This is a genomic window from Aquibium pacificum, assembly GCF_040839445.1.
Taxonomy (GTDB): Bacteria; Pseudomonadota; Alphaproteobacteria; order Rhizobiales; family Rhizobiaceae; genus Aquibium; species Aquibium pacificus.
The window spans coordinates 748,419-774,574 of the sequence record NZ_JBDPGJ010000002.1 but is presented as its reverse complement, the minus strand read 5'-3'; the positions used below and the strand labels follow the sequence as shown (position 1 = coordinate 774,574).

27 protein-coding genes are annotated in these 26,156 nt (G+C 67.0%); 14 read left to right on the top strand and 13 right to left on the bottom strand.

Going from position 1 to position 26,156, the window contains the following annotated elements; all coding sequences use genetic code 11:
* Positions 1–12: 12 nt before the first annotated feature.
* The gene (locus ABGN05_RS10130) at positions 13–696 is read right to left on the bottom strand and encodes a response regulator transcription factor (protein WP_367953885.1); all 684 of its coding nucleotides are present in this window, start codon (positions 694–696) and stop codon (positions 13–15) included.
* Between the two features lie 155 nt (positions 697–851).
* Here ABGN05_RS10130 and ABGN05_RS10125 point away from each other — a divergent pair, with 155 nt between their 5' ends.
* Positions 852–1,373, top strand: coding sequence for a L,D-transpeptidase family protein (locus ABGN05_RS10125; protein WP_367953884.1), 522 nt, complete (start codon positions 852–854; stop codon positions 1,371–1,373).
* 25 nt (positions 1,374–1,398) lie between these two features.
* On the opposite strand, the gene ABGN05_RS10120 is transcribed toward ABGN05_RS10125, so the two are convergent.
* The 6 genes from ABGN05_RS10120 to tsaD form a co-directional block, all read right to left on the bottom strand.
* The gene (locus ABGN05_RS10120) at positions 1,399–1,812 is read right to left on the bottom strand and encodes a DUF1761 domain-containing protein (protein WP_367953883.1); all 414 of its coding nucleotides are present in this window, start codon (positions 1,810–1,812) and stop codon (positions 1,399–1,401) included.
* Between the two features lie 61 nt (positions 1,813–1,873).
* Positions 1,874–2,530: a class I SAM-dependent methyltransferase gene (locus ABGN05_RS10115; protein WP_367953882.1), complete on the bottom strand. Its 657-nt coding sequence runs from the start codon at positions 2,528–2,530 to the stop codon at positions 1,874–1,876.
* Between the two features lie 16 nt (positions 2,531–2,546).
* Positions 2,547–2,963, bottom strand: a complete 417-nt coding sequence (locus tag ABGN05_RS10110) for an EVE domain-containing protein (RefSeq protein WP_367953881.1) — start codon at positions 2,961–2,963, stop codon at positions 2,547–2,549.
* Positions 2,963–3,259, bottom strand: a complete 297-nt coding sequence (locus tag ABGN05_RS10105; RefSeq protein ID WP_367953880.1) for a YciI-like protein — start codon at positions 3,257–3,259, stop codon at positions 2,963–2,965. The genes ABGN05_RS10110 and ABGN05_RS10105 overlap by 1 nt, the downstream gene beginning before the upstream one ends.
* Positions 3,260–3,281: 22 nt before the next feature.
* The gene (locus ABGN05_RS10100) at positions 3,282–4,268 is read right to left on the bottom strand and encodes an NAD(P)H-dependent glycerol-3-phosphate dehydrogenase (RefSeq protein ID WP_367953879.1); all 987 of its coding nucleotides are present in this window, start codon (positions 4,266–4,268) and stop codon (positions 3,282–3,284) included.
* Positions 4,265–5,374 carry a tRNA (adenosine(37)-N6)-threonylcarbamoyltransferase complex transferase subunit TsaD gene (tsaD, locus tag ABGN05_RS10095; protein WP_367953878.1) on the bottom strand — a complete coding sequence of 370 codons (1,110 nt, stop codon included), beginning with the start codon at positions 5,372–5,374 and terminating at the stop codon, positions 4,265–4,267. The genes ABGN05_RS10100 and tsaD overlap by 4 nt, the downstream gene beginning before the upstream one ends.
* Positions 5,375–5,455: 81 nt before the next feature.
* Between tsaD and hemC the strand changes: the two genes are divergently transcribed.
* From hemC to ABGN05_RS10065, 6 genes are all read left to right on the top strand, one after another.
* The gene (gene hemC, locus ABGN05_RS10090) at positions 5,456–6,385 is read left to right on the top strand and encodes a hydroxymethylbilane synthase (RefSeq protein WP_367953877.1); all 930 of its coding nucleotides are present in this window, start codon (positions 5,456–5,458) and stop codon (positions 6,383–6,385) included.
* A 4-nt stretch (positions 6,386–6,389) separates the two neighbouring features.
* Complete coding sequence (locus tag ABGN05_RS10085) at positions 6,390–7,100, top strand: uroporphyrinogen-III synthase (protein WP_367953876.1); 711 nt, start codon at positions 6,390–6,392, stop codon at positions 7,098–7,100.
* Positions 7,101–7,180: 80 nt separating this feature from the next.
* The gene (locus ABGN05_RS10080; RefSeq protein WP_367953875.1) at positions 7,181–8,857 is read left to right on the top strand and encodes a COG4223 family protein; all 1,677 of its coding nucleotides are present in this window, start codon (positions 7,181–7,183) and stop codon (positions 8,855–8,857) included.
* Positions 8,858–8,873: 16 nt separating this feature from the next.
* A complete protein-coding gene (locus tag ABGN05_RS10075; RefSeq protein ID WP_367953874.1) occupies positions 8,874–10,544 on the top strand; it encodes a heme biosynthesis protein HemY in 1,671 nt (556 codons plus the stop codon).
* A gap of 42 nt (positions 10,545–10,586) precedes the next feature.
* Entirely contained in the window at positions 10,587–11,066 is a 480-nt protein-coding gene (locus ABGN05_RS10070) for a tellurite resistance TerB family protein (protein ID WP_367953873.1), read from the top strand.
* Between the two features lie 10 nt (positions 11,067–11,076).
* Positions 11,077–11,808, top strand: a complete 732-nt coding sequence (locus ABGN05_RS10065; protein WP_367953872.1) for a glutamine amidotransferase — start codon at positions 11,077–11,079, stop codon at positions 11,806–11,808.
* A 105-nt stretch (positions 11,809–11,913) separates the two neighbouring features.
* Here ABGN05_RS10065 and ABGN05_RS10060 read toward each other — a convergent pair whose 3' ends face one another.
* The 3 genes from ABGN05_RS10060 to ABGN05_RS10050 all read right to left on the bottom strand — a co-directional run bounded on the left by ABGN05_RS10060 (position 11,914) and on the right by ABGN05_RS10050 (position 14,499).
* Positions 11,914–13,155 (bottom strand): MFS transporter, encoded by a 1,242-nt coding sequence (locus ABGN05_RS10060; RefSeq protein WP_367954358.1) that lies wholly within the window; start codon positions 13,153–13,155, stop codon positions 11,914–11,916.
* Between the two features lie 210 nt (positions 13,156–13,365).
* Positions 13,366–13,896, bottom strand: coding sequence for a 50S ribosomal protein L19 (gene rplS, locus ABGN05_RS10055; protein WP_367953871.1), 531 nt, complete (start codon positions 13,894–13,896; stop codon positions 13,366–13,368).
* A gap of 222 nt (positions 13,897–14,118) precedes the next feature.
* The gene (locus ABGN05_RS10050) at positions 14,119–14,499 is read right to left on the bottom strand and encodes a cupin domain-containing protein (protein WP_367953870.1); all 381 of its coding nucleotides are present in this window, start codon (positions 14,497–14,499) and stop codon (positions 14,119–14,121) included.
* Positions 14,500–14,694: 195 nt separating this feature from the next.
* On the opposite strand from ABGN05_RS10050, the gene ABGN05_RS10045 reads away from it, so the two are divergent.
* Positions 14,695–15,450 carry a sulfite exporter TauE/SafE family protein gene (locus ABGN05_RS10045; protein WP_367953869.1) on the top strand — a complete coding sequence of 252 codons (756 nt, stop codon included), beginning with the start codon at positions 14,695–14,697 and terminating at the stop codon, positions 15,448–15,450.
* Here ABGN05_RS10045 and trmD read toward each other — a convergent pair.
* Together trmD and rimM are read right to left on the bottom strand one after the other, a co-directional pair.
* The gene (gene trmD, locus ABGN05_RS10040; RefSeq protein WP_367953868.1) at positions 15,432–16,133 is read right to left on the bottom strand and encodes a tRNA (guanosine(37)-N1)-methyltransferase TrmD; all 702 of its coding nucleotides are present in this window, start codon (positions 16,131–16,133) and stop codon (positions 15,432–15,434) included. The genes ABGN05_RS10045 and trmD overlap by 19 nt on opposite strands.
* Positions 16,130–16,720 carry a ribosome maturation factor RimM gene (rimM, locus tag ABGN05_RS10035; RefSeq protein ID WP_367953867.1) on the bottom strand — a complete coding sequence of 197 codons (591 nt, stop codon included), beginning with the start codon at positions 16,718–16,720 and terminating at the stop codon, positions 16,130–16,132. Before rimM ends, trmD begins: the two co-directional genes overlap by 4 nt.
* A gap of 116 nt (positions 16,721–16,836) precedes the next feature.
* Here rimM and ABGN05_RS10030 point away from each other — a divergent pair, with 116 nt between their 5' ends.
* The 4 genes from ABGN05_RS10030 (at position 16,837) to ABGN05_RS10015 (ending at position 19,753) form a co-directional block, all read left to right on the top strand.
* Positions 16,837–17,775, top strand: a complete 939-nt coding sequence (locus ABGN05_RS10030) for a tyrosine recombinase XerC (protein ID WP_367953866.1) — start codon at positions 16,837–16,839, stop codon at positions 17,773–17,775.
* A gap of 72 nt (positions 17,776–17,847) precedes the next feature.
* Complete coding sequence (locus tag ABGN05_RS10025) at positions 17,848–18,909, top strand: TraB/GumN family protein (protein WP_367953865.1); 1,062 nt, start codon at positions 17,848–17,850, stop codon at positions 18,907–18,909.
* Between the two features lie 97 nt (positions 18,910–19,006).
* The gene (locus ABGN05_RS10020; protein WP_367953864.1) at positions 19,007–19,216 is read left to right on the top strand and encodes a hypothetical protein; all 210 of its coding nucleotides are present in this window, start codon (positions 19,007–19,009) and stop codon (positions 19,214–19,216) included.
* Positions 19,217–19,360: 144 nt separating this feature from the next.
* Complete coding sequence (locus tag ABGN05_RS10015) at positions 19,361–19,753, top strand: hypothetical protein (RefSeq protein ID WP_367953863.1); 393 nt, start codon at positions 19,361–19,363, stop codon at positions 19,751–19,753.
* Positions 19,754–19,828: 75 nt separating this feature from the next.
* Here ABGN05_RS10015 and lpdA read toward each other — a convergent pair whose 3' ends face one another.
* Entirely contained in the window at positions 19,829–21,235 is a 1,407-nt protein-coding gene (lpdA, locus tag ABGN05_RS10010; protein WP_367953862.1) for a dihydrolipoyl dehydrogenase, read from the bottom strand.
* 237 nt (positions 21,236–21,472) lie between these two features.
* Here lpdA and ABGN05_RS10005 point away from each other — a divergent pair, with 237 nt between their 5' ends.
* On the top strand, positions 21,473–22,363 hold the full coding sequence (locus tag ABGN05_RS10005; RefSeq protein ID WP_367953861.1) for a DMT family transporter: 891 nt from the start codon (positions 21,473–21,475) through the stop codon (positions 22,361–22,363).
* A 102-nt stretch (positions 22,364–22,465) separates the two neighbouring features.
* Entirely contained in the window at positions 22,466–26,155 is a 3,690-nt protein-coding gene (locus ABGN05_RS10000) for a TonB-dependent receptor domain-containing protein (protein WP_367953860.1), read from the top strand.
* The last annotated feature ends 1 nt before the right edge of the window (position 26,156 follow it).

Genomic DNA, 26,156 nt, shown 5'->3' with positions numbered 1-26,156 from the left:
TCGTTGGCCGACTCAGGGAACGAGCTTGTATCCACCGCTTTCTGTCACAAGTATTTCGGCATTGGAAGGATCGCGCTCGATCTTCTGGCGCAGCCGATAGACGTGGGTTTCCAGCGTGTGCGTGGTCACGCCGGAATTGTATCCCCAGACTTCCTCCAGAAGCACATCGCGCGTGATGACCTTCTGGCCGGCGCGGTAGAGATACTTGATGATGGAGGCTTCCTTCTCAGTCAGCCTGATCTTGCCGCCGCGCTGGTCGAGCAGCAGTTTCTGGCTCGGCTTGAAGGTGTAGGGACCGACCGCGAAGGTGGCGTCCTCGCTCTGTTCGTGCTGGCGCAGCTGTGCCCGAATGCGCGCCAGCAGCACGGCGAAACGGAACGGCTTCGTCACGTAGTCGTTGGCGCCGGCCTCCAGTCCGAGAATCGTGTCGGAATCCGTGTCCTGGCCGGTCAGCATGATGATCGGCGACTTGAAGCCGCCCTTGCGCAGGAGCTTCACCGCCTCGCGCCCGTCCATGTCCGGCAGACCGACATCCATGATGAGGAGGTCGATCAGCCCGCCGCGCGCCGTGTGGACGCCCTTGGAGGCGGTTGATTCCTGGAGGACCCGGAATTCCTCGTAGAGCGAAAGCTGTTCGACGAGGGTCGAGCGCAGGTCGTCGTCGTCATCGACTATCAGAATTGTGCGTGAGGTCATTTCCCGATCCAGTTTTCATATCGACAGGCCGGCGCAAGAGCCTTCTTCTAGAGAGCGCACCGATTCCGCGAAAGCCGATCACCGTGATTTGTTCGCAACCGCAGTCTTACCCGAAAAAAAGTGAACGCAATGGGGCATTAACGCAAGGTGCCTCGATGCGGACGATCATCGAGGTTCGAGCCAGGCCGGGAGACCGCTCCAAGGGACTCCTGAACGTCGGCGGCATCGTATTACCCTGCGCGCTCGGAAAAGGCGGGATTTCGTCGCGCAAGCGCGAAGGAGACGGGGCCACGCCACTGGGGTCGCTGAGGGTTCTGTGGGGGTATTTCCGGCCAGGACGCGGCGCGCTTCCGCCGACGCGGCTCCCGTTGCGGCCGGCCTTCGGAACGCTCGGCTGGTGCGACGCGCCGGGCGACCGCAACTACAACAGGCCGGTGCGGCTTCCCTATCCGGCCAGCCACGAGACCATGCAGCGGGGCGACCGCCTCTACGATGTCGTCCTCGTGCTCGACTGGAACATGCGCCCGGCGATCCGAGGCCGCGGAAGCGCGATCTTCCTGCACCTGGCCCGCCCCGGCTATCGGCCGACGGAGGGCTGCATCGCGGTCTCGCGGCGGACCATGCTGCGGCTCCTCCCGTTGCTGCGGCCGGGTACGAAGATCAGGGTGAGGCGCTGAGCGGCAGGAAAAACGATCCGGCTCCTCACCCCCACCAGCCGATTATGGCTCCCATCAAGAGCGCGACGCCGAGCCAGTGTCCGGCATCAATCAGTGTCAGATCCCAGCCGAACCCCTCGTAGCGCTGGTTGACGGCGAGCGTGGTCGCCATGAAGCCGAGCCAGACGAGGAAGCCGGTCACGACGCCGTTCCAGAGCGTCACCTGTCCCGCGCCCAGGTGGCCGACGATGCCGGCCAGCGTCCAGGCCATCACGAGTTCGCAGACGAAACTCGTGATCAGCAGGCTGGCGCCCGGCATGGCGGGCCCGCCGCCCTTCGGCGTGATGCGCGCCGCCTTCATCCACTGCTTCGACAGGACGCCGTAATAGGCCGCGCCGAAGACGAACCCCACTATCGCGGCGACCAGGATCGCGACGTAACTCACCCCGCCGAACTGCATATACTTCCCTCCGGCCGCACCGCGCGGCGCTGGCCGATGAAACGCCGAAACCCGTGGGAGGTCAATCGAACCGCCACACCGTCGTGCGCTTCACCTCCGCGTCCTCCAGCGCGCGCGTGACCGGCACTTCGTAGCGCGCGAGTTCGCTCAACCGGTCGCGCGGCAGGTAGGAGCGACCGGGGTCGCCCACGAGCACCGCGGTGCTTGCGGCGGCAAGTGACGCGAACCATGGGCACAGGCTCTCGGTCATGACCCTGTCGTAGAATACGTCCCCGGCGAGAATCACGTCCCAATCTCCGTCGGTACCGGTCAAATCGTCGGTGGTGAAGGAGATCGAGACGCCATTGGCCCGTGCGTTGAGCGCCACCGCCGCGCGGCAGAACGGATCGATGTCGGCCGCGAGCACCCGCGCCGCACCCGCCTTCAGCGCCGCGATGGCGACCAGCCCCGATCCGGTGGCGAAGTCGAGCACCGACTTGCCGGCCATGATACCGGGATTGTCGAGAACGTAGCGGGCGAGCCCCTGCCCGCCGGCCCAGGCGAACGCCCAGAAGGGCGGCGGCAGCCCGATCTCTTCGAGCTCCTCCTCCGTGCGCTGCCACAGATCATGCGCCTCGTCGGCGAGGTGCAGGGCAATCTCGGGGACGTGCGGCGGCGCGGACAGCGCGGTGTTGGCGCGGATGAAGTCTTCCGCGCGCTCCGGCGTGATCAGGCGCATTTGCGCTGCAAACGGCTCAGCGGAGGCCGCCCATGCGGCAGACCTCGGTCCACTCGGCCTCGGTCACCGGCTGCACGGACAGGCGCGAATTCTTGACCAGCACCATCTCCGACAGTTTCGGGTTGGCCTTGATGTCGTCGAGCGAAACCGGCTTCGGCATGTCCTCGACCGCTTTCACATCGACGCACTCCCAGCGCTCGTCATCGGTCGTGGTGTCGCGGTGGACGGCGGCGCAGACCTCGACGATGCCGACGACCGCCTTGCCCTCGTTGGAATGGTAGAAGAAGCCGCGGTCGCCGACCGCCATGGCGCGCATGTTGTTGCGCGCCTGGTAATTGCGCACCCCGTCCCATTGCTGGCCTGCCTCGCCCTTCGTCTTCTGCTGGTCCCAGGACCACGCGTCCGGTTCGGACTTGAAGAGCCAGTAGGCCATCACGCAGCCTCGGGCTTGTTGAAGGTCCAGTTCCAGGGCCGGATATCGGTCGAGGCGAACAGGCCGGCCATGGCGTACGGATCGCCCGCCGCGATCGCCCTGGCGGCCTCCTCGCTTTCCGCCTCGACCACGAGCATGCTGCCGTTCGGCTTGCCGTCGGCGTCGAGGAAGGGGCCGGCGATTTTCAGCGCGCCCTTGTCGTTGAGGCCGTTGAGGTAGGCGACGTGGTCGGGCCGCGTGTCCATGCGCAGTTGCAGGTGTCCGGGCTTGTCGTTGCAGATCAGTGCGAACAGCATGTCTTTCCTCTCCTCAGGTCTCTCAGGTCTCACGCTTCAGGGGCCGCGCCAGAAGGTTTGCTACCGCTTCGCGCACCGTGATCTTCCGGTCAAGCAGCATCACCACGCTTTCGGTGATCGGCGCATCGAGCCCGCGTTCCCCGGCGATCTTCCAGGCGATGCCGGCGGTGGCCACGCCCTCCGCCAGCGGCAGGCTCCCGACCGGCTCGCCGCGCCCTAGCGCGTGTCCGTATGAAAAGTTGCGCGACTGTCCCGAGCCGCAGGTCAGGATGAGATCGCCGAGCCCCGAGAGCCCCATCAGCGTCTCCGGCCGCGCGCCAAAGGATTCGGCGGTACGGCGCAGTTCCACGAATCCGCGCGTCACGAGAGCGGCCTGAGCGCTGGCACCGAGTCCCGCACCTGCGACCGCGCCGGCCGCAATGGCGAGCACGTTCTTCAGGGCGCCGCCGACCTCGACGCCGACCAGATCGTCGCTCGAATAGCAGCGAAGCGTCGGCGTGGAGAGGAGCGCAGCGAGTCGGGAGGCGAGGTCGGGGTTCTCGGTAGCGACCGTGACGGCGGTGGGCAGGCCCGCGGCGACGTCGTGCGCGAAGCTCGGTCCCGAAAGCGCCGCGACCAGGTTTTCCGGCAGCACCTCGCGCGCCACCTCCGACAGGAGCCGGCCGCTGCTCGCCTCGATACCCTTGGCGCACAGCACCACGGGGACGGTGCGTGGCAGGATCGGCGCGACGGTCTGGAGCGCCCCGCGCATGGTCTGCGCCGGGACGACTGCCAGCACGCACTCGGCGCCCTGCAGGATCGACCCGGCATCCCTCGAAGCCCTCAGCGCCTCATGCAGGCCAATGCCCGGCAAATAGCGTGGGTTGGCATGGTCCCGGTTGATGGCGTCGACGGTGGCCGCGTCTCGCGCCCAGAGCCGCACCGTGTTGCCAGCGAGGCTGAGCGTCTGTGCGAGCGCGGTGCCCCATGACCCGCCGCCGAGCACCGCGATATGCGCTCCGCCGCTCATGCCTTGGCGCCCCGCTTGCCGGCGCCGACCAGCGGCACAGCGTTGGCGTCCAGCGGCCAGCGCGAGCGCGGCGCCATGGTCATCGGGTCGGTCTCCTCCCCGAGACCGGCCCGCATCCGCTCGATGCCGGCCCAAGCGATCATGGCGGCGTTGTCGGTGCAGAGCGCCGGAGGCGGGGCAACGAAGGCGAAGCCCGAGCGCTCGCAGAGTAGAAGCAACGCGGCGCGGATCGGGCCGTTGGCGGCGACGCCGCCGGCAACGATCAGCGTCGGGCACTTCGCCTGCGGGAACTCGCCGTGGAAACGGTCGAGGCTGCGGGCGACACGGTCGGCCAGCGTCTCCACCACGGCGCGCTGGAAGGACGCGGCGATGTCGGCGACGTCCTGGTCGCGAAGTGGGGCAATCGCGGTCGCGGCCTGCCTGACTGCGGTCTTCAGGCCGGAAAAGGAAAAGTCCGGCCGCGCCTCGCCTTTCAGGGGATGCGGGAAGTCGAAGCGGAAGGCATCGCCCGTCCGGGCCACCCGCTCGACGTTCGGCCCGCCGGGATAGGGCAGCCCGAGCAGCTTGGCCGTCTTGTCGAAGGCCTCGCCGATGGCGTCGTCGATGGTGGAGGCCCAGCGTTCGTAGGCGCCCGGGCCGCGCACCAGGAGAATCTGCGTGTGTCCGCCCGACACGAGCAGCATCAGGTAGGGGAATTCGACGTCGTCGAGCAGGCGCGCGGAAAGCGCATGGCCTTCGAGATGGTTGATCGGAATCAGCGGCTTCCCCGACGCTGCGGCGATCGCCTTGGCCGTCATCATGCCCACCAGCAGCCCGCCGATGAGTCCCGGACCGGCGGTGGCGGCGATCGCATCGACGTCGGATAATCTGACGCCGGCCTCGTCGAGTGCCGCCTCGATGATGCCGTCCAGCGCCTCGACATGGGCGCGCGCGGCGATCTCGGGCACCACGCCGCCGAACGCCGCATGCTCCTCGAGTTGGCTGAGCACCACGTTGGACAGGATACGCGGCAACTCCCGCTCGCGCCAGGCGACGACGGACGCCGCGGTCTCGTCGCAGCTCGTCTCGATGCCGAGCACCCTTATCTCGCCATTTGCAGGCAGCATGATTGCCCGAAAATCCTTTCGCCGATAGGAAGGCGCGGACGTTTGACCGCGACCGGCGCGGGTTAACACGGACGGTGAAGGATGCAAACTCGCCCCCTGAGGATCGGCACGCGCGGCAGCGCCCTGGCGCTCGCCCAGGCGCACGAGACGCGCGCCCGCCTGATGGCCGCGCTCGGCCTGCCGGAGGACGCGTTCGAGATCGAGGTGATCTCGACCAGCGGCGACCGCATCCAGGACCGGCCGCTTTCGGAGGCCGGTGGCAAGGGGCTCTTCACCAAGGAGATCGAGGAAACGATGCTCGACGGCCGGATCGACATCGCGGTGCATTCTTCCAAGGACATGCCGACCATCCTGCCGCGCGGGCTGCGGCTTGCCGCATTCCTCGAGCGCGAGGACGTGCGCGACGCCTTCATCGGCCGTGAGGCCACCTCGTTCGCGGACCTGCCGCACGGGGCGACGGTGGGCTCCTCCTCGCTGCGCCGTCAGGCCCAGATCAGGCGGCAGCGTCCGGACCTGAAGGTCGTGATGTATCGCGGCAATGTGCAGACGCGGCTCAGGAAGCTCGCCGAAGGCGTCGTAGACGCGACGCTGCTCGCGCAGGCCGGGTTGAAACGGCTCGGGCTGGAACATGTCGCGACGAGCATCCTGCCGGAGACCGACTTCCTGCCGGCGCCCGGCCAGGGCGCCATCTGCATCGAGTGCCGCGAGGACGACGACCGGGTGGAGGCCATGCTCGCGCCGATCGCCCATCGCGACACCGGCATCGCGCTCGCCTGCGAGCGGGCCTTCCTCGCCGCGCTCGACGGATCCTGCCGTACCCCGATCGCCGGCCACGCCGTGGTCGACGGCGACGGGCTGCGCTTTACCGGCATGATCCTGCGGCCGGATGGTAGCGAAGCGCACGAGGTCACCGGCGAAGGGGCAACCGCCGATGCGGAGGCAATCGGGCGGGATGCCGGTGCCCGCGTCCGCGCCACGGCCGGAGCAAAATTCTTCGAAGACTGGTCCTGAACGCATGGCACGGGTGCTGGTCACACGGCCGGAACCGGGGGCTTCGGTGACGGCGAAGCGGCTGAGGGCGCTCGGCCACGAGGCGATCGTCCTGCCGCTCAGCGAAATCCGTGCGCTCGATCCAGTCCTTCCGGACCCTTCCGCCATCGACGCCGTCGCGGCGACCAGCGCCAGCGCCTTCCGCCACCTGAAGCCGGAGTGCGCGGCGACCTTTCGGCAGAAGGCCTGTTTCACGGTCGGCGCCCGGACCGCGCAGGCGGCGGGTCAGGCGGGTTTTGCAGACGTGCGGAGTTCGGACGCAGATGCCTCCGCGCTCGCAGCGATGCTGGTTGCGACCCTCCCCGCGAAGTCTCGCATTCTCTATCTCTGCGGTTGCGTCCGACGGCCCGAGTTTGAGGCGGGCGTCGAAGCCGGGGGGATGCTCTGCCTCCCCGTCGAAATCTACGACACGACTTTTTCACCGCCGGAGGCGACGGTGACGGAATCCATGTCGGCCGGACCGCCGGACATCGTCCTGGTCTATTCGGCCCGGACAGCGGAAGTCCTGCGGGACATGATGTCCCACCCCGACTTCGCGTCGAGCCTTAGAAACGCGCGCTTTCTCTGCCTTTCGGAGGCGGTGGCGCGCGGTCTCGGAACCCTTGTCGAGGGCCGGACTTACTGGAGCGACGAACCCGACGAAGAAGCCCTGTTCGCGCTGCTTTCCCGACCCTGACGCAAAAGGGCTATCAATGCCCATATCGCACGTGCGAAAGTGACACGACCAACGAGGTAACCAATGCCCCGGAGCCAGCGATGGTAAAACCGCCGAAGATCCGCCATTCCAGGCCGCGCCGCGACCCCGTCACGATCGACCTCGATCCTGCCGATGTGAAGCGCGAGGCTTCTCAGAAGGAGCCGCCGGCGGACGCGGCACCGAAGACGTCGGCGACCGTTGCCGGGCAGGAGAACACGAAAGCCGCGAGCCCATCCATGTCTGCCACAACGTCATCCTCGAAGGCCGGGAAACCGGAAGACGTCGCTGCAAAGCCAGCGGACAAGGACGAGAAGGTCCTGGCCGGCAAGCCCGAATCAACCGGACCGTCCCCGACTGCGGCTGGCCCGGCGGACGAAAAGAATCCTTCTCCCAAGCCCGAGGCCGCCGGATCGAGTTCCACGCCGGGAAGTTCGAAGGACGATCGCAAGCCCGCGACCGTCACGGCAGGGGCCACTACGTCGGTCCCGCCGAGCGGAAAGCCGGCCCCGAGCAGGCCGGCGGCACCCGGCGCAAGCACGCCGGTATCGCCGAAACCGACCGGCGACCCGAAGGAGCCGCCGACCTTCGGACGCGGCGCGGCGGCCGAACCTCGCAAGACCGACCGTAAGGATGAGCCCGGCCCTGCGCCGGCTCCCGCCAGCCGCGCTCCCTCGCGCCGCGGCGGAGTGTCGGCGATCGCCGCCGGCATCATTGGAGCGGCCGTGGCGCTGGCCGGTGCCGGCGCGCTGCAATATGCCGGCGTCCTTCCCGTGTTCCAATCGGGAGGCACCGACGGGTCTGAAATGGCCGAACTGCGCACGCAGATCGAGACTCTACGCGAGGAGATTGCGGCGGCAGGAACGGACGGGGCCGCGGCCGATACGGCGCGGGTGGATGAACTCGCGTCCGGCCTGGAGCAGATCAGGTCGCAGATCGCCGATCTCCAGGCCGCTCCGCCAGCCGGCGGCGGCGGCGAGAATACCGAAGCCTTGCAGGCGCGCCTTTCGGAACTGGAAAGCACGGTGTCGTCTTTGCAGGGCACGGAGCCCGGCGCTTCTCCCGAGGACGTCGCGACGATCCGCGACCGGGTCTCCGCGCTGGAGGGCCAAGTCTCCGGCGCGTCGGACAGCGCCACGGCGGCCCAGGGGGCCGTTACGGGGATCCAGGAACGGCTGGCTTCTCTGGAAACGCGGCTGCAGGAGCTGTCCGGCCAGGTTGAGGAACAGTCGTCCGATACGGGCGCTGCGCTCGCCATTGCCGCCGCCGGCCTCAAATCGGCGATAGACCGCGGCGACCCCTTCATGACGGAACTCGAGACCTTCGCGGCGGTCGCACCCGATGCGCCGGAAGTCGCCGCACTGCGTGACCTCGCAGCCACCGGCGTACCGACCCGCACTGCGATCGCCGCGCAGTTCGACGAAGTGGCGGCACGGATGATCGCGGCCGCCGATCCGGTCGCCGAGGATGCCGGATACTTCGGACGGCTGCTCGACAGCATGAGTTCGCTGGTGTCGGTGCGGCCGATCGGCGAGGTCGAGGGCGAAGGCGTCGGCCCAACCGTTGCGCGGATGGAAGCCGCGATCGATGGGGGCAACTACGCACGCGCCATCGCGGAGTACGAGACCCTTCCCGAGGCGTCGAAAGCCGCCGGGGCGGATTTCGTTGCCGGCGTCCGTGCGCGCCAGTCCGCCGACGATCTGGTCGCCAAGGCGCTGGCCGGCGCCTTGCGGGCGTGAGAAAAGGAGTTCCGGAATGTTGAGAGTGCTCCTTTTCGTCGCCGTGGTCTTCCTGCTCGGCCTCGGCTTTGCCTGGCTCGCCGAGCGGCCCGGCGACCTGGTCATCACCTTCGGCGGCTATCAATATGAAGTGACCCTGATGGTCGCGGCGGTGATCGTGACCGCAATCGTCGCCGCCGTGATGATCGTCTGGTGGCTGCTCAAGGCGATCTGGAACAGTCCCTACACCGTTGCCCGCTATTTTCGCGTCCGCCGCCGCGATCGCGGCTACCAGGCACTGTCGACCGGCATGATCGCCGCCGGCGCCGGAGACGGCGTGCTCGCCCGTCAGATGAACCGGCAAGCCGCCAAGCTCATCAGCTCCGACCAGGAGCCGCTCATCCACCTGCTCGACGCGCAGGCGTCGCTGCTGGAGGGTGACCATGACGCCGCGCGCAAGAAGTTCGAGGCGATGCTGGAGGATCCCGAGACGCGCCTGCTCGGGCTGCGCGGGCTCTACCTGGAAGCGCAGCGGTTGGGCGATCGGGACGTCGCGCGCCATTATGCCGAGCGGGCGGCGGAAGCCGCGCCGCAGCTCGGCTGGGCCTCCAATGCCACGCTCGAGGCCCGCACGGCCGAAGGCGACTGGGACAGCGCCCTTTCGCTGCTCGATGCGCAGAAGTCGACCAAACTCATCGACCCGGCGAAGGCAAACCGGATGCGCGCCGTGCTCCTGACGGCGAAGGCGACGTCGCTTCTGGAACGCGATGCGCTTGCCGCCAGAAACGCAGCCGTGGAAGCCAACCGCCTCGCGCCCGAGTTCGTTCCGGCGGCCGTGATGGCCGCAAAGGCGCTATTCCGCCAGGGCGACCTGCGCAAGGGCTCAAAGATCCTCGAAACGGCCTGGCGCAAGCATGCGCATCCCGAGATCGCCGATGCCTATGTCCACGCTCGTCATGGCGATTCGGTCCAGGACCGGCTGCATCGCGCAAAGAAGCTGAAGTCGCAGCGCGAGAACAATGCCGAGTCGGCACTCACCGTGGCACGCGCCGCGATGGAGGCGGGAGAATTGACGCTGGCCCGCAAGGCGGCCGAGGAGGCACTGCGCATCCAGCCCCGAGAAGGCGGCTATCTCCTGATGGCCGACATCGAGGAAGCGGATACCGGCGACGAGGGTCGCATCAGGCAGTGGCTGACACGGGCCTTGCGGGCGCCGCGCGACCCGGCCTGGGTGGCCGACGGCGTGGTTTCGGAACGATGGGCCCCGCTTTCCCCGGTGACCGGCCGTCTCGATGCGTTCGAGTGGCGCACCCCGGTGGAGCGGCCGCGCGCTCTGATCGACCAGGAAGCCCACCTCGAAATGCCCTCAAGGACCGTCCTCATACCTTCCGCGCCGCCGGCTGAACCCACTCCTTCCCCTGGCCCGTCCGGGGAGATGCAAGAGACCGCAGCCACCGAGGCCGTGGTCGAAGAACCGGTGGTCGTCGAGGACGCGAAACCGGAGACGGCGCCACGATCCACTGCCAACGGTCCGGCACCAGTCGCCCAGCCGGCGGCGGTTCCGATCGATGTGCGCCCCACGGCGGCGAACGATGACGCGACCGTGAGAAAGCCTGAAACCGGCCTCGAATTCCCGCGGCCGGACGATCCCGGGGTCGAACGGGACGCCGACGAGGATCCTCGTTCGAAACGGTTCCGGCTCTTCTGAGTTTGGCAAGACATCGATGAATGCCGACCCTGGAGCCCGCGCATGTTCGAACGCCTGATTTCCTTCCTGAACGACATCCCCGGCGGAGGCTCGGGAGGCGAACGTCGGGACGACAGCGACGATCCGCGCCTGGCTGCGGCCGCACTGATGGTGCACGTCATGGATGCGGACGGAGTGCGTCTCGACGAGGAACGCGCAAAACTTCGCGAGGCGCTGACGCGGGCCTACGGTCTGTCGGGCTCCGAACTGGACCGCTTCATTCTGCGGGCCGAGGAGGAGGCTCACGAGGCGGTCGACCTCTATGCCTTCACCAGCATCCTGAAGCGCCATCTGGACGAACGCGCGCGGATCGAGTTCATTGGGATCATGTGGGAAATCGTCTTTGCCGACGGCGAGATGAACGAGCTGGAAGACAACATCGTCTGGCGCGTCGCGGAACTTATCGGCGTCGACCGGCGCGACCGCGTTCTCATGCGGCAAAAGGCGGATCCCTCCAGGAACAACAGCGAACCGGGACTCTGACCGAACGGGTATGCCGCCGAAGCGAAATCCGAAGATCCTCATCGTCCTGCATCAGGAGCTGTCCAGTCCGGGCAGGGTCGGGCACCTGCTCATCGAAGGCGGATTTGATCTCGACATCCGCCGGCCGCCGCTCGGCGATCCTCTGCCGGACACGCTCGAACACCACGCCGGCGCCGTCGTGTTCGGCGGCCCCATGAGCGCCAATGACAAGGACGAGTTCGTCCGGCGCGAGACCGACTGGCTCGCAGTTCCGCTCAAGGAGGACAAGCCGTTCCTCGGCATCTGCCTTGGCGCGCAGATGCTGGTGAACCATCTCGGCGGCAAGGTCGAGGGCCACCAGGACGGGCTAGTCGAGATCGGCTGGTATCCGATCCGACCCACGGAAGCCGGCGAGGAACTGCTCCAATGGCCGGAGATGGTCTACCAGTTTCATCGCGAAGGCTTTTCGCTGCCGCAGGGCGCCACGCTGCTGGCCGGCGCGGAAGCCTACCCGAACCAGGCTTTTCGCTACGGTGCGAATGCCTGGGGTATCCAGTTCCACGCCGAACTAACCCGCGCCATGATGCAGCGCTGGGTCGTGCGCGGCGCGCAGCGATTCACCCTGCCGGGCGCCCAGCAGGGCCGGGACCATCTCGGCGGCCGATTCATCTGGGACATGCATCTGAAGCGCTGGCTGATCGAGTTTCTCGACCTGATCTTCCATAGCCCGCGCCGGCATCCCGACGAGGCTGACGGGCGCTAGAGCGTCGCGATCTTTCCGATTCGCTCCCTGCGCTTTAGCTGTCTATTTTTATGCATGTCTTTGTCCCGAAACCGGTTCCCACTTTCGGGAGACATGCTTTAAGCCTCAAGTCCGCCCGTCGAGATGCCGCGCCTTGCGCAGGGCCGGGAAGAGCCATGCCCACAGCCCGGCGATGCCGACCGCGCCGATGCCGCCGACCACCACGGCCGGAACCGTTCCGATGACGGCCGCCATCGCGCCGGCGCGGAACTCGCCCACCTCATTCGAGGCACCCACGAACACCATGTTCACCGCATTTACACGGCCGCGAACCCGGTCGGGCGTCCACAGTTGGATCAGGGTCTCGCGCACGTAGACGCTCACCATGTCGGTCGCGCCGAGGAGAGCCAGGGCGAGGATCGACAGCCATGGCATCGTGGAGACGCCGAAGACCACGGTAAAGACGCCGAACAGCGCGACAAAGAAGAGCATGGCGATGCCCGCGTGATCGCGGATCGGATGGCTGGTCAGCCAGATCGCAACAATGATGGCGCCGATGCCGGGCGCTGCGCGGAGCAGTCCCAGCCCCCAGGGCCCGAGTTCGAGGATGTCGCGCGCATACACCGGGAGCAGCGCGACCGCGCCGGACAAGAGCACCGCGAAAAGGTCGAGCGAGATCGCGCCGAGCACGATCTTCTCGCTCCAGATGTAGCGAAAGCCGGCAAACAGCGTCTCGAGCGTCGGCTTCTCGGCCTCCGTGCGCTGCACCGGTTTCGGGATGGCGAGGATCAGCAGCGCTGCCGCGGCCATGAACACGGCGGCGATCGCGTAGGCGGCCTCCGGCGAGAGGCCGTAGAGCAGCCCGCCGGCCACCGGGCCGACGATGGTCGCGGTCTGCCAGGCGGAGGAATTCCACGCCACGGCGTTGGCGAAGTCCTCCGCCGGCACGAGGTTCGCGACCAGCGAGGCGGCTGCAGGGCCGAAGAAAGCGCGCGCGATGCCGAAGAACGCGAGGGTGACGAAGACGCCGGCCGGAGATGTGAGACCTCGGACCGTCAGGATCAGCAGCGCCACTGCGCATGCCGCTTCCAGAACGGTCGAGACCGCCATCACCAGCCTGCGGCCGAACCGATCGGAGGCCGTTCCGGTGACCAGCACGAGCAGCAGCGCGGGCGCGAACTGGATGAGCCCGACATAGCCGAGGTCGAGCGGATCGCGCGTCAGGTCGTAGATCTGCCAGCCGACCGACACGGAGACGATCTGGGTCGAGAAGGTCGTCAGGAACCGCGCCAGCCAGTAGCGCAGGAACGGCCCGTGCCGAAAGGCGGCGTAGCGGTCAGCGTCGGCGGCGCCGGTCTCGGCCATCATCGGGGTCCAGGTCTTTCGTTCGAAGCGGAAGCGGAGATTGTGCACTCCCACACCGAGCCGGTAACGCAATGCGAGCGGCGCAGGAGCCTCTTTTTCGCCCTGGACCAATAGGATTTCGGCCGGTCGCCCATCGCCGGCGACACCTCGAACCGTCGGGCCGACAAAAAAGGCGGCCGGAGCCGCCTTTCTGGATCGACCGAGTGGTCTTGCTTATTCGCCTTTGGCTTCGGCAGCCTTCTCCTCGGCGGCCTTGGCCTCCGCAGCTTCGGCGGCGGCCTTCTCGGCGGCGAGCGCCTGGGCGGCGGCGACCTTCTCTTCCTCGATGCGCGCCTTCTCGGCATTCATCAGGTCGCGCTCGGCATCGTTGAGCCGGCGGGCGCGCACGCCCGTGTTCTCGGAGATGCGGGCGGACTTGCCGCGACGGTCGCGCAGGTAATAGAGCTTGGCACGGCGCACCTTGCCGCGGCGCACGATCTCGACGCCCTCGACCAGCGGCGAGTAGACCGGGAACACGCGTTCCACGCCTTCGCCGTAGGAGATCTTGCGGACCGTGAAGTTCTCGTGGAGCCCGGAGCCGGCGCGGCCGATGCAGACGCCCTCGTAGGCCTGCAGACGGGTGCGCGTGCCTTCGGTCACACGGACCTGGACGCGGATGGTGTCGCCGGGCTGGAATTCGGGGAGCTTGCGCTTCTCTTCGATCTTCGCGGCCTGCTCGGCCTCGAGCTGACGGATGATGTCCATCGCTTCTTACCTCTTCTTGCTTCTCGGCAGCCAGAGCGCCCTGCACTTGCCCGAGATTCATGACCGCTGGGCTATGCCTTTCGCCGGATCGGCGAGAGGCAGGGGCGAATTCACCGCGCTTGTTGACGGGTCCGGAACGACGGGGTCTTCCGGTTCGGGCGCGCTATTACACCGTCCGGCAGCGTTTGTCACCACCCGCGGCGAAAATCGCGGCGCCGAAACCTATTGGACCGGCGTGGCGAGCGGCTTGCCGCGCTCGATGATGTAGATTCCAAGCACCTTGACCGGCTTGTCGCCCACCGCCTTGGCGTCATGCGGCACGCCGGCGGGGATCGTGTAGGAATCGCCCGCCTTCATCGTCCTGTCCGGCTCGCCGTCGATCGACATTACGGTCTCGCCTTCCAGAACGTAGCCCGTCTCAATGCCCGGATGCGTATGCCGTCCGGCCGAAACGCCGGGCTGGATCTCGGCCAGGCCGGTTATCGTCGTGTAGCCGTCGGGAAAATCGGTCTTCTGCAGCGGCGTGCGCTTGATGCCGTCCTGTGCCGCCGCGGCGGCGGTCGTCAGCACGATCGCAAACGCGGCGAGCGCGAGCTTCTTCATACGTCATTCCTCCCGAGTGTCGCCGCGGGACCACGCGCGGCATTTTAGAGCGTCGAGATTAGCCGAACCCGCGCTGCAGGCAAGCGGCCTCGAGCAGCCTCGGGCGGCGCAATGCGTTCGCTGGACCATTGCACGGCCGGCACAATCTTCCTAAACCGCCCGGACCCCGCCGCCCGATCGTATCGGAATCCTCCCTTGACCCTTCTCCTCGCCTGCCTGCTCTTCCTCTCCGGCTTCGTTTCGGGCGCCATCAACGCGGTGGCCGGCGGCGGCACCTTCATCACCTTCGGCGCCCTGACGCTCGCAGGCATCCCGCCGATCTCGGCCAATGCGACCTCGTCCATCGCCCAGTTTCCCGGCTACGTGACGTCGACGCTCGCCTACTGGAGCGACATCAGGCGCATGTGGCGCGGCGCGCTTCTCCTCTGCCTCGTCTCGGCCGTCGGTTCGCTTCTCGGCGCGCTCCTGCTTTTGGCGCTCGACAACCCCTCCTTCCGCGCGATGGTGCCCTGGCTGCTCATCGGCGCGACGACGCTGTTCGCTGCCGGCCCCTGGCTGAAGCCGAAGCCACGCAACCCCGGAGAGGCCGCGCAGGTCGGCTCGCTCGCCGGGCGCTCGGTGCAGTTCGTCACCTCGATCTATGGCGGGTTCTTCGGCGCCGGCATGGGCATCATGATGCTCGCTACGCTCGGTCTCACCGAAAGCGGGGACTACCACCGCCTCAACGCGCTGAAGAACATGCTGGCGATCGTGATCGCGGCCGTCGCGATCGTCGTCTTCGTGTCGGGCGGCGTCGTGGCCTGGCTGGAGGTGCTCTTCATGATGCCCGGCGTGGCGCTCGGCGGCTATTCCGGTGTTTGGGCTGCCAAGCGCGTCCCGCAGGCGATCGTGCGGGTCTTCGTCATCGCCATCGGGCTATTCCTGGCGGGATATTACTTCTGGACCGGCTGACCGCTCTCAAGAAGGTCCGGCCGCCGCTGCCGTGTCAGCATTTCGGCCTGTTCCCGACGCCACGCCGCGATCCGGGCGTGGTTGCCCGACGTGAGCACTTCCGGGATGGGCCGCCCCTCCCACTCCTGCGGCCGCGTGAAATGCGGATGTTCGAGCAGACCGCCCTCGAAGCTTTCCTCCGTGCCCGAGGCTTCGTTGCCCATGACGCCGGGCAGCAGGCGCACGACGGCATCGAGCAGCACCAGCGCCGCCGGCTCGCCGCCGGAGAGGACGTAGTCTCCGATCGAGACTTCCTCCATTTCTCGCGCTTCGATGACCCGCTGATCGACACCCTCGAAGCGGCCGCAGACGATGACCGCGCCAAGCCCAGACGCCAGCTCGCGCACGCGCGCCTGCGTCAGCGGTTTGCCGCGCGGGCTCATGAGGAGCTTCGGGCGCGGATCGCCTTCCGGCACGGCGTGGTCGATCGCCCTGGCCAGGATGTCGGCGCGCATCACCATGCCGGCGCCGCCGCCGGCCGGGGTATCGTCGACGGTGCGGTGCCTGTCGGTGGCGAAGTCGCGGATCTGCACGGTTTCGAGCGACCAGTCGCCACGCTCCAGCGCCCGGCCGGCGAGCGACAAGCCCAGATGACCCGGGAACATCTCCGGGTAGAGCGTCAGGACGACGGCTCGAAAGCTCACCGGTTGCCTCCGGCCGAGCGCGGCCCCCGCGGACGATCTGGCCCGCCTTCGGATGGCTCTTCCTCGTCCTCCTGATCCCCTAGCCCCGCAGCGGCGGTGTCGATCGTCACCGTCGCGCCCGCGATGTCGATCCGGGGAACCGCGGCTTTGGTGAAGGGGATGAGTTCGCTTCGCCCGCCCGAGGTCGCGATCTCGATGATGTCGCCGCCGCCGAAGTCGTGCAAAGCCTTGATAGTCCCGAGCTTTGCGCCGGTCTCGTCCAGCACGGCGAGACCGATCAGGTCGGCATGATAGAACTCGTCCTCCTCCAGGTCGTCCGGAAGGACCGAGCGATCGACGAAGAGCTCCGTCCCGTTCAGCGCCTCGGCGGCATTGCGGTCCGGAACGCCTGCAAAGCGGACGACCAGCACCTCCTTCTGCGGACGCAGGTCGCGGATGACGAAAGTTCGTCCGTCCGAGGCGTAGAGCGGTCCGTAGTCGCCGAGCGCCAGCGGCTCGCCGGTGAAGGTCTTCACGCGCACCTCTCCCTTGATGCCGTGGGCGGCACCGATGGTGGCCATGAGGACCGGGTTCTTAAGCTTCGGCATCGGGTTCATCCTTCGCGCCGCTCCTAGAACCAAGGCGCGGCGATGGCAATGATGGCATTCACGAAGCGCTAACGCCTGCGCGCCAGCATACCGTCACACCCAGGGACCCGTCTTCGATGCAGGAATTCCTCGTTTCGGCCAAAGCAGACCTGATGGAGGCCCGCGCCGGCTGGCTTTCGGCGCTCGGGCGCGAGCGGCGGCTGGCTTCGCTGACGCTGGAGGCCTACGAGCGCGACACGCGGCAGTTCTTCCAGTTCCTGACCGGCCATTGCGGCGGACCGCCCGGCCTGTCCGACATCGCGGACCTGCGGCCGGCCGACCTGCGCGCCTTTCTCGCCTATCGCCGCAAGGAAGGGGTCGGCGCCCGCACGCTCGGGCGCGGGCTGGCGGCGATCCGCTCCTTCCTGCGCCATCTCGAACGGCGCGGCCTCGCCAACGCGGCCGGGGCGGCGTCGCTCCGATCGCCAAAACTTCCCAAATCCCTGCCGCGTCCGCTGACGGCCCCCGAGGCGAGACGGGTCGTGTCGGCGGGCGAGCAGCTTGCCGAAGAACCGTGGATAGCCGCCCGCAATGCGGCGGTCCTCACCCTGCTCTACGGTTCGGGCCTGCGCATCTCGGAGGCTCTGGGGATCACGGCGAGCCAGATCGCGGGCAAGGGAGAAACCGTCCTGAGGATCACCGGCAAGGGTGGCAAGACCCGGTTGACGCCGATGCTTCCGGTCGCATTGCAGGCGGTCGCCGAGTATCGCCGGCTCTGCCCGCACCATCTTCCGCCAAACGGTCCACTTTTCCGTGGCGCGCGCGGCGGGCCGCTCGACCCATCCGTGGTGCAGCGCGAGATGCGCAAGCTGCGTTCGGCGCTCAATCTGCCCGACAGCGCCACTCCTCACGCCTTGCGCCACTCGTTCGCCACGCATCTCCTGGCACGCGGCGGCGATCTCAGGACGATCCAGGAGCTTCTGGGGCATGCCAGTCTTTCGACGACGCAGCTCTATACCGGCGTCGACACCAGCCGCCTGCTCGACATCTACGACAAGGCCCATCCGCGTGCCTGAGCGGGCTGAAAGGCGGCGTTTTTCCGGATCGGCTTAACGGTTTCGCCGTTATTGCCCGCTAGGATTCGTCCCATGAACCGCGCGATTGCCATATCCGACCGCCTCTGCCGCGTCTCGCTTGCCCTGATCGCGGCGGCGAACGTGCTCTTCCTCGTCGGCTTCGTCGCGGCGGTGCTGCTCGCCATGGACGCTCGCGCGGCGGCGCCGGATTGCAAGGGCACGGATCTGCTCGAGCGGATGCAGGCCGAGGAGCCCGCCCTTCTGGCCAGAATCGAAGCCGAAGCGCAGGCGGTGCCAAATGGACGCGGGCTGCTCTGGAAGGTCGAAAAGCCTGGTGTCGAGGCATCCTACCTTTTCGGAACCATGCACCTGACCGATGCGCGCGTGGTGGACCTCACGCCGCAGGCGCGGGATGCATACCTCTCCGCAGACATAGTGGTGATCGAGACCACGGACGTCCTCGACGAGGGCCGCATGCTGGCGACCATGATGGAACGTCCGGAACTGACCATGTTCACGGACGGCTCCACGCTCAATTCCCATCTCGACGCGGACAAGGCGGCGCAACTCGAGGCGGCGCTCGCCGGACGCGGCATTCCTCCCGCAAGCGTGCAGAAGATGAAGCCCTGGATGCTCGCCGCCGCACTTTCGCTGCCGGCTTGCGAGATGGCGCGCAAGGCCGCCGGTGCGCAGGTGCTCGACGTCAAGCTCGCGAAGGAGGCCGAGGCGGACGGCAAGCGGATCGCCGGGCTGGAGTCTGCCACCGACCAGCTCGAGGCGATGGCATCGCTACCGATCGACTTCCACATCGAAGGACTGATTGCGACGTTGAAGCTCGGTGGCGAACTGGACGATCTGTTCGAGACGATGATCGTCCTCTACGAGCGGGAAGAGGTCGGCATGGTCTGGCCGCTGTTTCAGGCGGCAGTGCCCGAGGCGGCAGACGAAAGCGGCTACGCCGAGTTCGAGGAAGTGATGATCAGGCAGCGGAACAAGACGATGGCATCGAAAGCCGCGCCGTTTCTCGGAGAGGGGAACAGCTTCATCGCCGTCGGCGCCCTCCATCTGCCCGGCGAGGAAGGGCTGGTCGCGCTCCTGCGGAAGGCGGGCTATACCGTCACGCCGGCCGGCTGATACGGTCGGGCCAAGAGGCCGATCACGCGAAGCGTGATTTGGAGCCGGCGGCCGGCTGCGATACTTTCCCGGCGTCAACGATTTGTGGAGAGTGCCCGTGAAGACGATCCTGGTCCTTGCCGCCGCATTCGGACTGTCGGTGTCCGGCGCCTATGCCTGCTCCGTCCACAAGACCGCCCACTCAGGCCAGATGACGGTCGCCAGCATCCAGAGCGACGCGGTCGCCGTGGACACCGAGGCCAGCACGGCTTCCATCGCCACGGAGACCATGGAAAAGCCGGTGACCGACAGCCCCGCGGAAGAGTAGGACCTTTCCGCGGCGGAATTCCCTGACTTCCGCCGGGTCATGGCTCGATCACACTGGGTGTGAATACGAGTTGCATCGTGATGCAACCTTGATCTTCCTGTGCACGTTCTGATGGTTCGAAACGTTGCGAAGGAGACAAGCATCATGACTTATCCCGGAATACGTCCCGAACCGGACCCGGCCAACGATCCGGCGGGCCGGGACTATTCAGATCCCGCGCGCCCTGGCGCCATCGACCGCGACGTGCCCGATCCGGCCATTCCCGATCCGCGTGCATATCCCCCGACGACGTCCAGCCCGCGCGGCATCGCGGCGGCGACCATCGCAGTGGCCATAATCCTGCTCGCCGTCATTGCCTTCAGCTTCCTCGGCAACGGAGCGGATGAACAGGTGACGGTTGCCCCTGAAGCCGGGCAGGTGGAAGGCACGGTCGACCGGGCACCGACGGCCTCGATCGCGCCCGAGGGCGACGAAGCCATCCCGCCGATCCAGCCGAACGATCCCGCCGAGCCGGTCGATACCGCTCCCGCGAACTAGCTCCCGCAACTCTGTTACGGGTTTACCCGGGAGATGCGGCAGGGCCCCGGTGCGAAAGCGCCGGGGCTTTGTTTCCTACATGTGGATCGGCTTGAAGAACGTCGCCATCGCCGCTTCCTTGACCGTTTCGGACATGGTCGGATGGGCGTGGCAGGTCCGGGCCAGATCCTCCGACGATCCGCCGAATTCCATCAGCACCGCGGCTTCGTGGATCAACTCGCCGGCTCCGAAGCCGACGATGTGGACGCCAAGCACTCGGTCCGTCTTCTTGTCGGCCAGAACCTTCACGAATCCGTCAGACTTCAGCATGGCGCGCGCCCGACCGTTGGCGCTGAAGGGGAACTTGCCGGCCGCGTAGTCGACGCCGGCCTTCTTCAACTCTTCCTCTGTCTTTCCCACGGAGGCGACCTCAGGGCTCGTATAGACCACGCTCGGGATGACGTCGTAATTCACATGGCCGGCCTGGCCGGCGAGGATCTCGGCGACAGCCACGCCTTCGTCCTCGCCCTTGTGCGCCAGCATAGGACCCACGATGACGTCGCCGATGGCGTAGATTCCCTCGACCGACGTACGGAAATGACCATCGGTCTTGACGCGTCCGCGCTCGTCCAGTTCGACGCCCGCTTCCTCGCAGCCGAGGCCGTCCGTAAAGGGTCTTCGGCCGGTCGCGACCAGCACCACGTCGGCCTCCAGCCTCTGCGCATCGCCGCCTTTTACCGGCTCGAAGGTGATTCTCGCGCACTTCTTGGCCTTCTCCACGCCGGTGACCTTGGCCCCCAGCTTGAAGTCCATGCCCTGCTTGGCCAGCATGCGCTGGAACTGCTTGGCGACCTCACCGTCCATTCCAGCGAGGATGGTGTCGAGGAATTCGACCACCGTGACCTTGGCGCCGAGGCGTGCCCAGACGGAGCCGAGTTCCAGCCCGATGACGCCGCCGCCGACCACGATGAGATGGCCCGGCACCTTTCCAAGTTCGAGTGCGCCGGTCGATGACACGATCACCTTCTCGTCGAACTCGACCTCGACGCCGGGAATGCCCGCGACGTCCGAGCCGGTGGCGATGACGATGTTCTTCGTCTCGATCTCCTGGACCTTGCCGTCCTCGCCGGTGACGGCGACCTTGCCCTTGCCGAGGATTTTGCCGATGCCGCGCAGCCCGTCGATCTTGTTCTTCTTGAACAGGAACTCCAGCCCCTTGGTGTTCTGGTCCACCGTCTGCTTCTTGTGCGCCATCATGCCCGCGAGATCGAGCCTCGGCTTGCCCGTGGTGAAGCCCAGCGCTTCGAAGCCGTGGCTTGCCTCGGAATACATCTCGGATGCATGAAGCAGCGCCTTGGACGGGATACAGCCGACGTTCACGCAGGTGCCGCCATAGGTCGAGCGCTTCTCGACAACGGCCGTCTTGAGGCCGAGCTGCGCGGCCTTGATCGCGCAGACGTAGCCGCCGGGTCCGCCTCCGATGACGACGACATCATAAGCCATGAGAACACCCTTTCGTTTCGTCGGTTCGCCAGCGCCGCTGACATGCGTTTTCGTGCCCGTGGTATAGGACGCCTCGCCCAAAAAAAGCCAGACCGGAGCGGGTCGAAAATCCCGATCCGGTTCCATTGGCGGACCGAAGCCGGCCGCCACAGGCCCAATCCTTATACAGGCCCCGCTCATTTACTTCGATGAGACGAGCGACTAGGCGGATGCCTTTGCCGCAAGCCCGGAAACCAGATGCATCGCCAAGCCTACCTGCTCCTCCTCGCGACGACCCTCTTCTGGGGCGGCAATACGATCGCGGGGAAGCTGGCGGTCGGCCACGTGTCTCCCATGCTCCTGACCACGCTGCGCTGGGCGATCGCGTTCTGCTGCCTCTACGCCCTTGGGCGGCACCGGTTGGCGGCCGACTGGCATCTGGTCCGACCGCGGCTGCTGTACCTGGCGATGATGGGTTTCTTCGGCTTCGCGGCCTTCAACCTCGCGATCTATTCCGCGCTGCTCTTCACCTCCGCCGTCAATGCCAGCATCGAGCATGCGGGCATTCCGATGGTGATCTTCGGACTGAACTTCCTGATTTTCCGGCAGCGCGTCTTCGCGGGGCAGATGATCGGTTTCGTCCTGACGCTCGCCGGCGTGGTGCTCACAGCCACGCATGGCGACTTGCGCAACCTGTTGCGGCTCGACCTCAACGCGGGGGACGCACTCGTCCTCGTGGCGATCATCGTTTACGCCGGATACACGGTGGCGCTGCGGTTCCGCCCCGCTGTCCACTGGCAGAGCTTCATGATCGTCCTGTCGGCTTCGGCCTGCCTTACCTCCATTCCCTTCGCGCTCGTCGAGTATGCCACCGGCAACGCGATCTGGCCCGATATGCTCGGATGGGGCTGCGTCCTGTTCACGGCGATCTTCCCGTCGCTGCTTTCGCAGGTCTTCTACATGCGCGGCGTCGAACTCATCGGCGCGAACCGCGCCAGCCTGTTCATCAACCTCGTCCCGATCTTCGGGACGCTGCTCTCCATCCTTATCCTGGGAGAGGCGCTTCACCTCTACCATGTCGTCGCCATCGTGCTGGCGCTCGGCGGCATCTGGCTGGCCGAGCGAAGCGGTCGGCGCGTGCGTTCCTAGTCGAGCCAAGTAGACCTTACGTCCTTCGGCCGAGCCTGCTTGACAGGCGCAGAATTCCCGTACAATTGCCGCACGGGGACGTCGGCCGAAAGCATTCACGTCATGCGTAGATATCTCCTGGGTGTGGCCGCGGTCTGCGTCATGGCCGGCAGCGAACCTGCCCTTTCCGAAGTGCTCGCACGCAAGGCGACTCCCGCCGGCTCCATCATCGCGCGCAAGGTCGGCGAGGAAGCCCGCTTCATCGAGATCTCCGACTGGCGCACGGTCGAACTCCACCAGGATCTCCTTGCCGGCGACGTTTTGCGGACGAATGCCCTCGGCCAGCTCGCGATCCTCTTCAGCGACCGGACGCAGGTGAGGATCGGCCGCAACACGACGCTCGTCGTCAAGAACGTCGGCGACGCCAGCGACACGCTTCTCGGCCTCCGGAGCGGCACGCTTTGGGCGCGGGCGGAGCGCGGCGGCGAAGGCCTGACGATCGAGACCCCCGCGGCCTCGGCCGCCATTCGCGGCACGGACTGGACGATGAGCGTCGATGCCGACGGCCGCACGTCGCTCGTCGTGCTGGAAGGTCTCGTCGAACTCTCCAACGAATTCGGATCGGTCAGCGTCGCCGAAGGCGAGGGCGCGGTCGCGTCGATCGGCCAGGCGCCTTCCAAGGTCGTCATCGTCGATCCCGACGACCGGGAGCAGATGCTGTTTCACCTGACGCTGCGGGGTGCGTTCGTCTGGATGCCGGCTTCGCCGCTGCGCACTCCCGAGATGCGTCGGGAACATGAGCGGCTGACGGCGGTCCCGGAAGCAGCCCGCTCGGCGGAAGACTGGGTCACGCTCGCCGAGACCGAGCGCTCCTTCGGCGAACCCGCCGTATCACGCTCGGCTGCCGATCGTGCCCGCGCGCTCGCGCTGACGCCGCAGCAGAAGGCCCGGCTCGATCTCCTCGACGCACTGCGGCACGGCGCCGAGCAACGCTACGCGGAAGCCGCCGGGCTCTTCGAAAGGGCGGCGCCGAAACTTTCCGGCGACCGCCGAGCCGTTGCCCTCTACGGCGGCTACTTCGCGCGCGCGCTCGCCTATCCCGACCGCGTGGAGCGGCCGCCGGCAATCCGCGACGGCGGACCCTACGCGGCGCTTGCAGAGGCCTGGGCGGCCGGTTTTCTCCGGGACATCGCGGCCGCCACCGACATCCTTCGCGAGGCCGAACGGCGGTTCCCGGACAACCCCACCTTGCCGGCCGCCCGCGCCCAGCTGGCCATGCTTCTCGACGACCGCGAACAGACGAAGGAGGCGATCGACCGCGCGCTTTCGATCGATCCGGACGACACCACGGCGCTGGAGGCGCGCGCGAACTACCGCGCTGACATCGAAAGCAATCTCGATGCCGCCCTCGCCGACCTCGAGCGCGCGGCCGAGATCTCGCCGGGATCGTCCACGATCTGGAACACGATCGGTCTCGTCCAGTCGGCCCGGAGGGCGAATCGCGAGGCCGAGCAGGCCTTCCTCCGGTCGATCGAACTCGATCCCTATGACCCGGTCGGCTACGCGAACCTGGCGATCTTCTATCTCGACCACGACCGGACGCGGGATGCCAAGCGGCTGATCGACCGGGCGATCGAGATCGATCCGTCCTTCGACATCGCCCTGGTCGCCCGCGGCCGCTACCATCTCCAGACTGGCGAGATCGACGCGGCCATCGAGGATCTGCTTGCCGGCACGACGGCCAACCCCGCCTATGCGCAGGGGCTGCTGGTGCTTGCCGGAGGCCACTACGAAGCTGGCGACAGGGAGCCCGCCGAACAGGCTCTGGAAAACGCGGACCGTCTCGATCCCAACGACCCGGTGACCTCCATCGTCGAGACGGCGATCGCGATCGACGACTATGATTCGGATCGCGCCATCGCCAGCGCCCAGGAAGCCCTGCGGCGCGCCCGGGCGCGCGGCGGAGACTATTCGACGCTCAGTGCCAACCGGGACGAAGGATCGCTGCTCAACAACGCTTTCCGCCTGCAGGGCCTCGACGCCTGGGGCCGCTTCTACGGCGACGCGGTGTTCGATCCGTTCGAGGGCGCCGCACTGGTCGACCAGGCGGTCTCCGGCACGTCCGACCCGTTCGTCAATCAGTTGAGATTCGGCGACGATCCTGTGGAGCCCTCGCCCAGTGATTTCGGCTTCTCTTCCCTGTTCCAGGGCCTGCTGATGTCGCCAGAGATGCTTTCGGGTCGATCGCGCTCGGCCAATCTCTTTCGTCGGCCTTTCTTCGAAGGCGCCGTCGGTGCCGGCTTTACCGACACCGGTGACGACACCGGCTGGATCGGCAAGGCCGAGATACAGGGATTTTCCACGACGCCGGTGCCGTGGAGCATCTATGCCGAGTTCGATGCGCGCGAGACCGACGAGTTTCGCGAGCGGACGGAGCCGGGCGGTGACATTCCCTATGTCGGCTTCGAACTCGGCACGGAAATCGTCTCGGGTCTGGGCTACGCGACCGTGCGCCCGACGCTCGACGACCGCGTCGTCACCTACCTGAACGTCTCGCGGCCCGAAGACAGGCTCTCGAACGCCCTCACCTTGCTCGATCCAAGGGTCTACGGATTCGACGGGATTCTCTACGACCGCTCCATCGGTTCAGAAGGCATCGAGGGCGGCGTCGGATGGAGCCACACCTTCGCTTACCGAAACGTGATGAACGCCGCCTATTTCGCCTCGGACGTGAAGCAGACGAGCAGCGAGCAGATTGTCAGCTTCGTCGACTTCGGCGGAGTACCGGTGCCGATCGGCCTGCGCGACTACGACGTATCCGCACGCCAGCGTACGCATGTCGGGGCGCTCAGCCATTCGCTGGGGCTCGGCGACCTCACCCTGCGCTACGGCGTCGAGGGAGGCACGATCGGGGTCTCCCGCACGGAGACGCTCTACGAGAACCCGCCCGACGAAGAGATGACCCTGAGCCAGGCCTACGACGTCGGTTTCGGTCGCGCCTATGTCGATGCGGTCTACGAGTTCGGACCCAACCTGAAGGCGGAAGCGGCGCTGTTCGGGACCTGGTTCGGGGGCCTGCTGGATGTCGAGCGGCTGGAGCCGCGTCTCGGCGTCGCCTGGGCTCCTGTGCATGGCCAATGGCTTCGTGCCACCTACAGCCGCGAGAGCGAGGCGCTGACGACCACCACCCTGGCGCCCGTCGCCGTTCTCGGACTGCAACCGAACGCCGCGCCGCTCGACGTCGGCGGCTACGTCGACACCTTCGCCGCGCGCTGGGACGCCGAGTGGAGCCACCGGTTCTTTACCTCGGTCGACTACCAGCATCAGGAACTCTACGGCCTCTCGATCCCGGTTCCCGGCTCTCTCTCGCCGATCGGGGCGGGAGACGGGTTCGAGGACGGCCGCATTGACCGGATCAGCGCCACCGCCAACCTGCACCTCGGCCACGGGTTCGGCCTGTTCGGCACCGCCGCCTGGAGCGATAGCGAGAACCGGACGCCCGGCGCGACTTTCGGCAGCGCCCTGCCCTTCGTTCCGGAACTCTCGGGCCGCGCCGGTATCACCTTCGTGCATCCGTCCAACCTCAAGGTGACTCTTTCGGCGACCTACATCGGCGAGCGGGTCGGCGACGCCTCCGGCACACTCCTGGACGACTACTGGACGGCCGACGCGGCGCTGACGTGGGAGCCGCTCGACAAGCGCTTCGCCCTGGAGTTGGCAGGCTACAACCTGTTCGACGAAAAGTTCGACGTGGCGACGAGCACGCCGGGCTGGGGCCGAACCTTCGTGGGAACTTTCAAGGTCCGATTCTGAT

What these genes read in the sequence shown, in the direction of transcription:
- ABGN05_RS10120 (WP_367953883.1), bottom strand. Translation starts at nt 1,812, where the DNA reads ATGCAGTTCGGCGGGGTGAGTTACGTCGCGATCCTGGTCGCCGCGATA.
- ABGN05_RS10100 (WP_367953879.1), bottom strand. Translation starts at nt 4,268, where the DNA reads ATGAGCGGCGGAGCGCATATCGCGGTGCTCGGCGGCGGGTCATGGGGC.
- rplS (WP_367953871.1), bottom strand. Translation starts at nt 13,896, where the DNA reads ATGGACATCATCCGTCAGCTCGAGGCCGAGCAGGCCGCGAAGATCGAA.
- ABGN05_RS10030 (WP_367953866.1), top strand. Translation starts at nt 16,837, where the DNA reads ATGCAGGAATTCCTCGTTTCGGCCAAAGCAGACCTGATGGAGGCCCGC.
- ABGN05_RS10060 (WP_367954358.1), bottom strand. Translation starts at nt 13,155, where the DNA reads ATGATGGCCGAGACCGGCGCCGCCGACGCTGACCGCTACGCCGCCTTT.
- ABGN05_RS10015 (WP_367953863.1), top strand. Translation starts at nt 19,361, where the DNA reads ATGACTTATCCCGGAATACGTCCCGAACCGGACCCGGCCAACGATCCG.
- ABGN05_RS10110 (WP_367953881.1), bottom strand. Translation starts at nt 2,963, where the DNA reads ATGGCCTACTGGCTCTTCAAGTCCGAACCGGACGCGTGGTCCTGGGAC.
- ABGN05_RS10050 (WP_367953870.1), bottom strand. Translation starts at nt 14,499, where the DNA reads ATGAAGAAGCTCGCGCTCGCCGCGTTTGCGATCGTGCTGACGACCGCC.
- ABGN05_RS10085 (WP_367953876.1), top strand. Translation starts at nt 6,390, where the DNA reads ATGGCACGGGTGCTGGTCACACGGCCGGAACCGGGGGCTTCGGTGACG.
- ABGN05_RS10125 (WP_367953884.1), top strand. Translation starts at nt 852, where the DNA reads ATGCGGACGATCATCGAGGTTCGAGCCAGGCCGGGAGACCGCTCCAAG.
- lpdA (WP_367953862.1), bottom strand. Translation starts at nt 21,235, where the DNA reads ATGGCTTATGATGTCGTCGTCATCGGAGGCGGACCCGGCGGCTACGTC.
- ABGN05_RS10025 (WP_367953865.1), top strand. Translation starts at nt 17,848, where the DNA reads ATGAACCGCGCGATTGCCATATCCGACCGCCTCTGCCGCGTCTCGCTT.
- ABGN05_RS10080 (WP_367953875.1), top strand. Translation starts at nt 7,181, where the DNA reads ATGGTAAAACCGCCGAAGATCCGCCATTCCAGGCCGCGCCGCGACCCC.
- tsaD (WP_367953878.1), bottom strand. Translation starts at nt 5,374, where the DNA reads ATGCTGCCTGCAAATGGCGAGATAAGGGTGCTCGGCATCGAGACGAGC.
- ABGN05_RS10130 (WP_367953885.1), bottom strand. Translation starts at nt 696, where the DNA reads ATGACCTCACGCACAATTCTGATAGTCGATGACGACGACGACCTGCGC.
- ABGN05_RS10005 (WP_367953861.1), top strand. Translation starts at nt 21,473, where the DNA reads ATGCATCGCCAAGCCTACCTGCTCCTCCTCGCGACGACCCTCTTCTGG.
- ABGN05_RS10070 (WP_367953873.1), top strand. Translation starts at nt 10,587, where the DNA reads ATGTTCGAACGCCTGATTTCCTTCCTGAACGACATCCCCGGCGGAGGC.
- ABGN05_RS10065 (WP_367953872.1), top strand. Translation starts at nt 11,077, where the DNA reads ATGCCGCCGAAGCGAAATCCGAAGATCCTCATCGTCCTGCATCAGGAG.
- ABGN05_RS10115 (WP_367953882.1), bottom strand. Translation starts at nt 2,530, where the DNA reads ATGCGCCTGATCACGCCGGAGCGCGCGGAAGACTTCATCCGCGCCAAC.
- hemC (WP_367953877.1), top strand. Translation starts at nt 5,456, where the DNA reads ATGCAAACTCGCCCCCTGAGGATCGGCACGCGCGGCAGCGCCCTGGCG.
- ABGN05_RS10000 (WP_367953860.1), top strand. Translation starts at nt 22,466, where the DNA reads ATGCGTAGATATCTCCTGGGTGTGGCCGCGGTCTGCGTCATGGCCGGC.
- ABGN05_RS10105 (WP_367953880.1), bottom strand. Translation starts at nt 3,259, where the DNA reads ATGCTGTTCGCACTGATCTGCAACGACAAGCCCGGACACCTGCAACTG.
- ABGN05_RS10075 (WP_367953874.1), top strand. Translation starts at nt 8,874, where the DNA reads ATGTTGAGAGTGCTCCTTTTCGTCGCCGTGGTCTTCCTGCTCGGCCTC.
- rimM (WP_367953867.1), bottom strand. Translation starts at nt 16,720, where the DNA reads ATGCCGAAGCTTAAGAACCCGGTCCTCATGGCCACCATCGGTGCCGCC.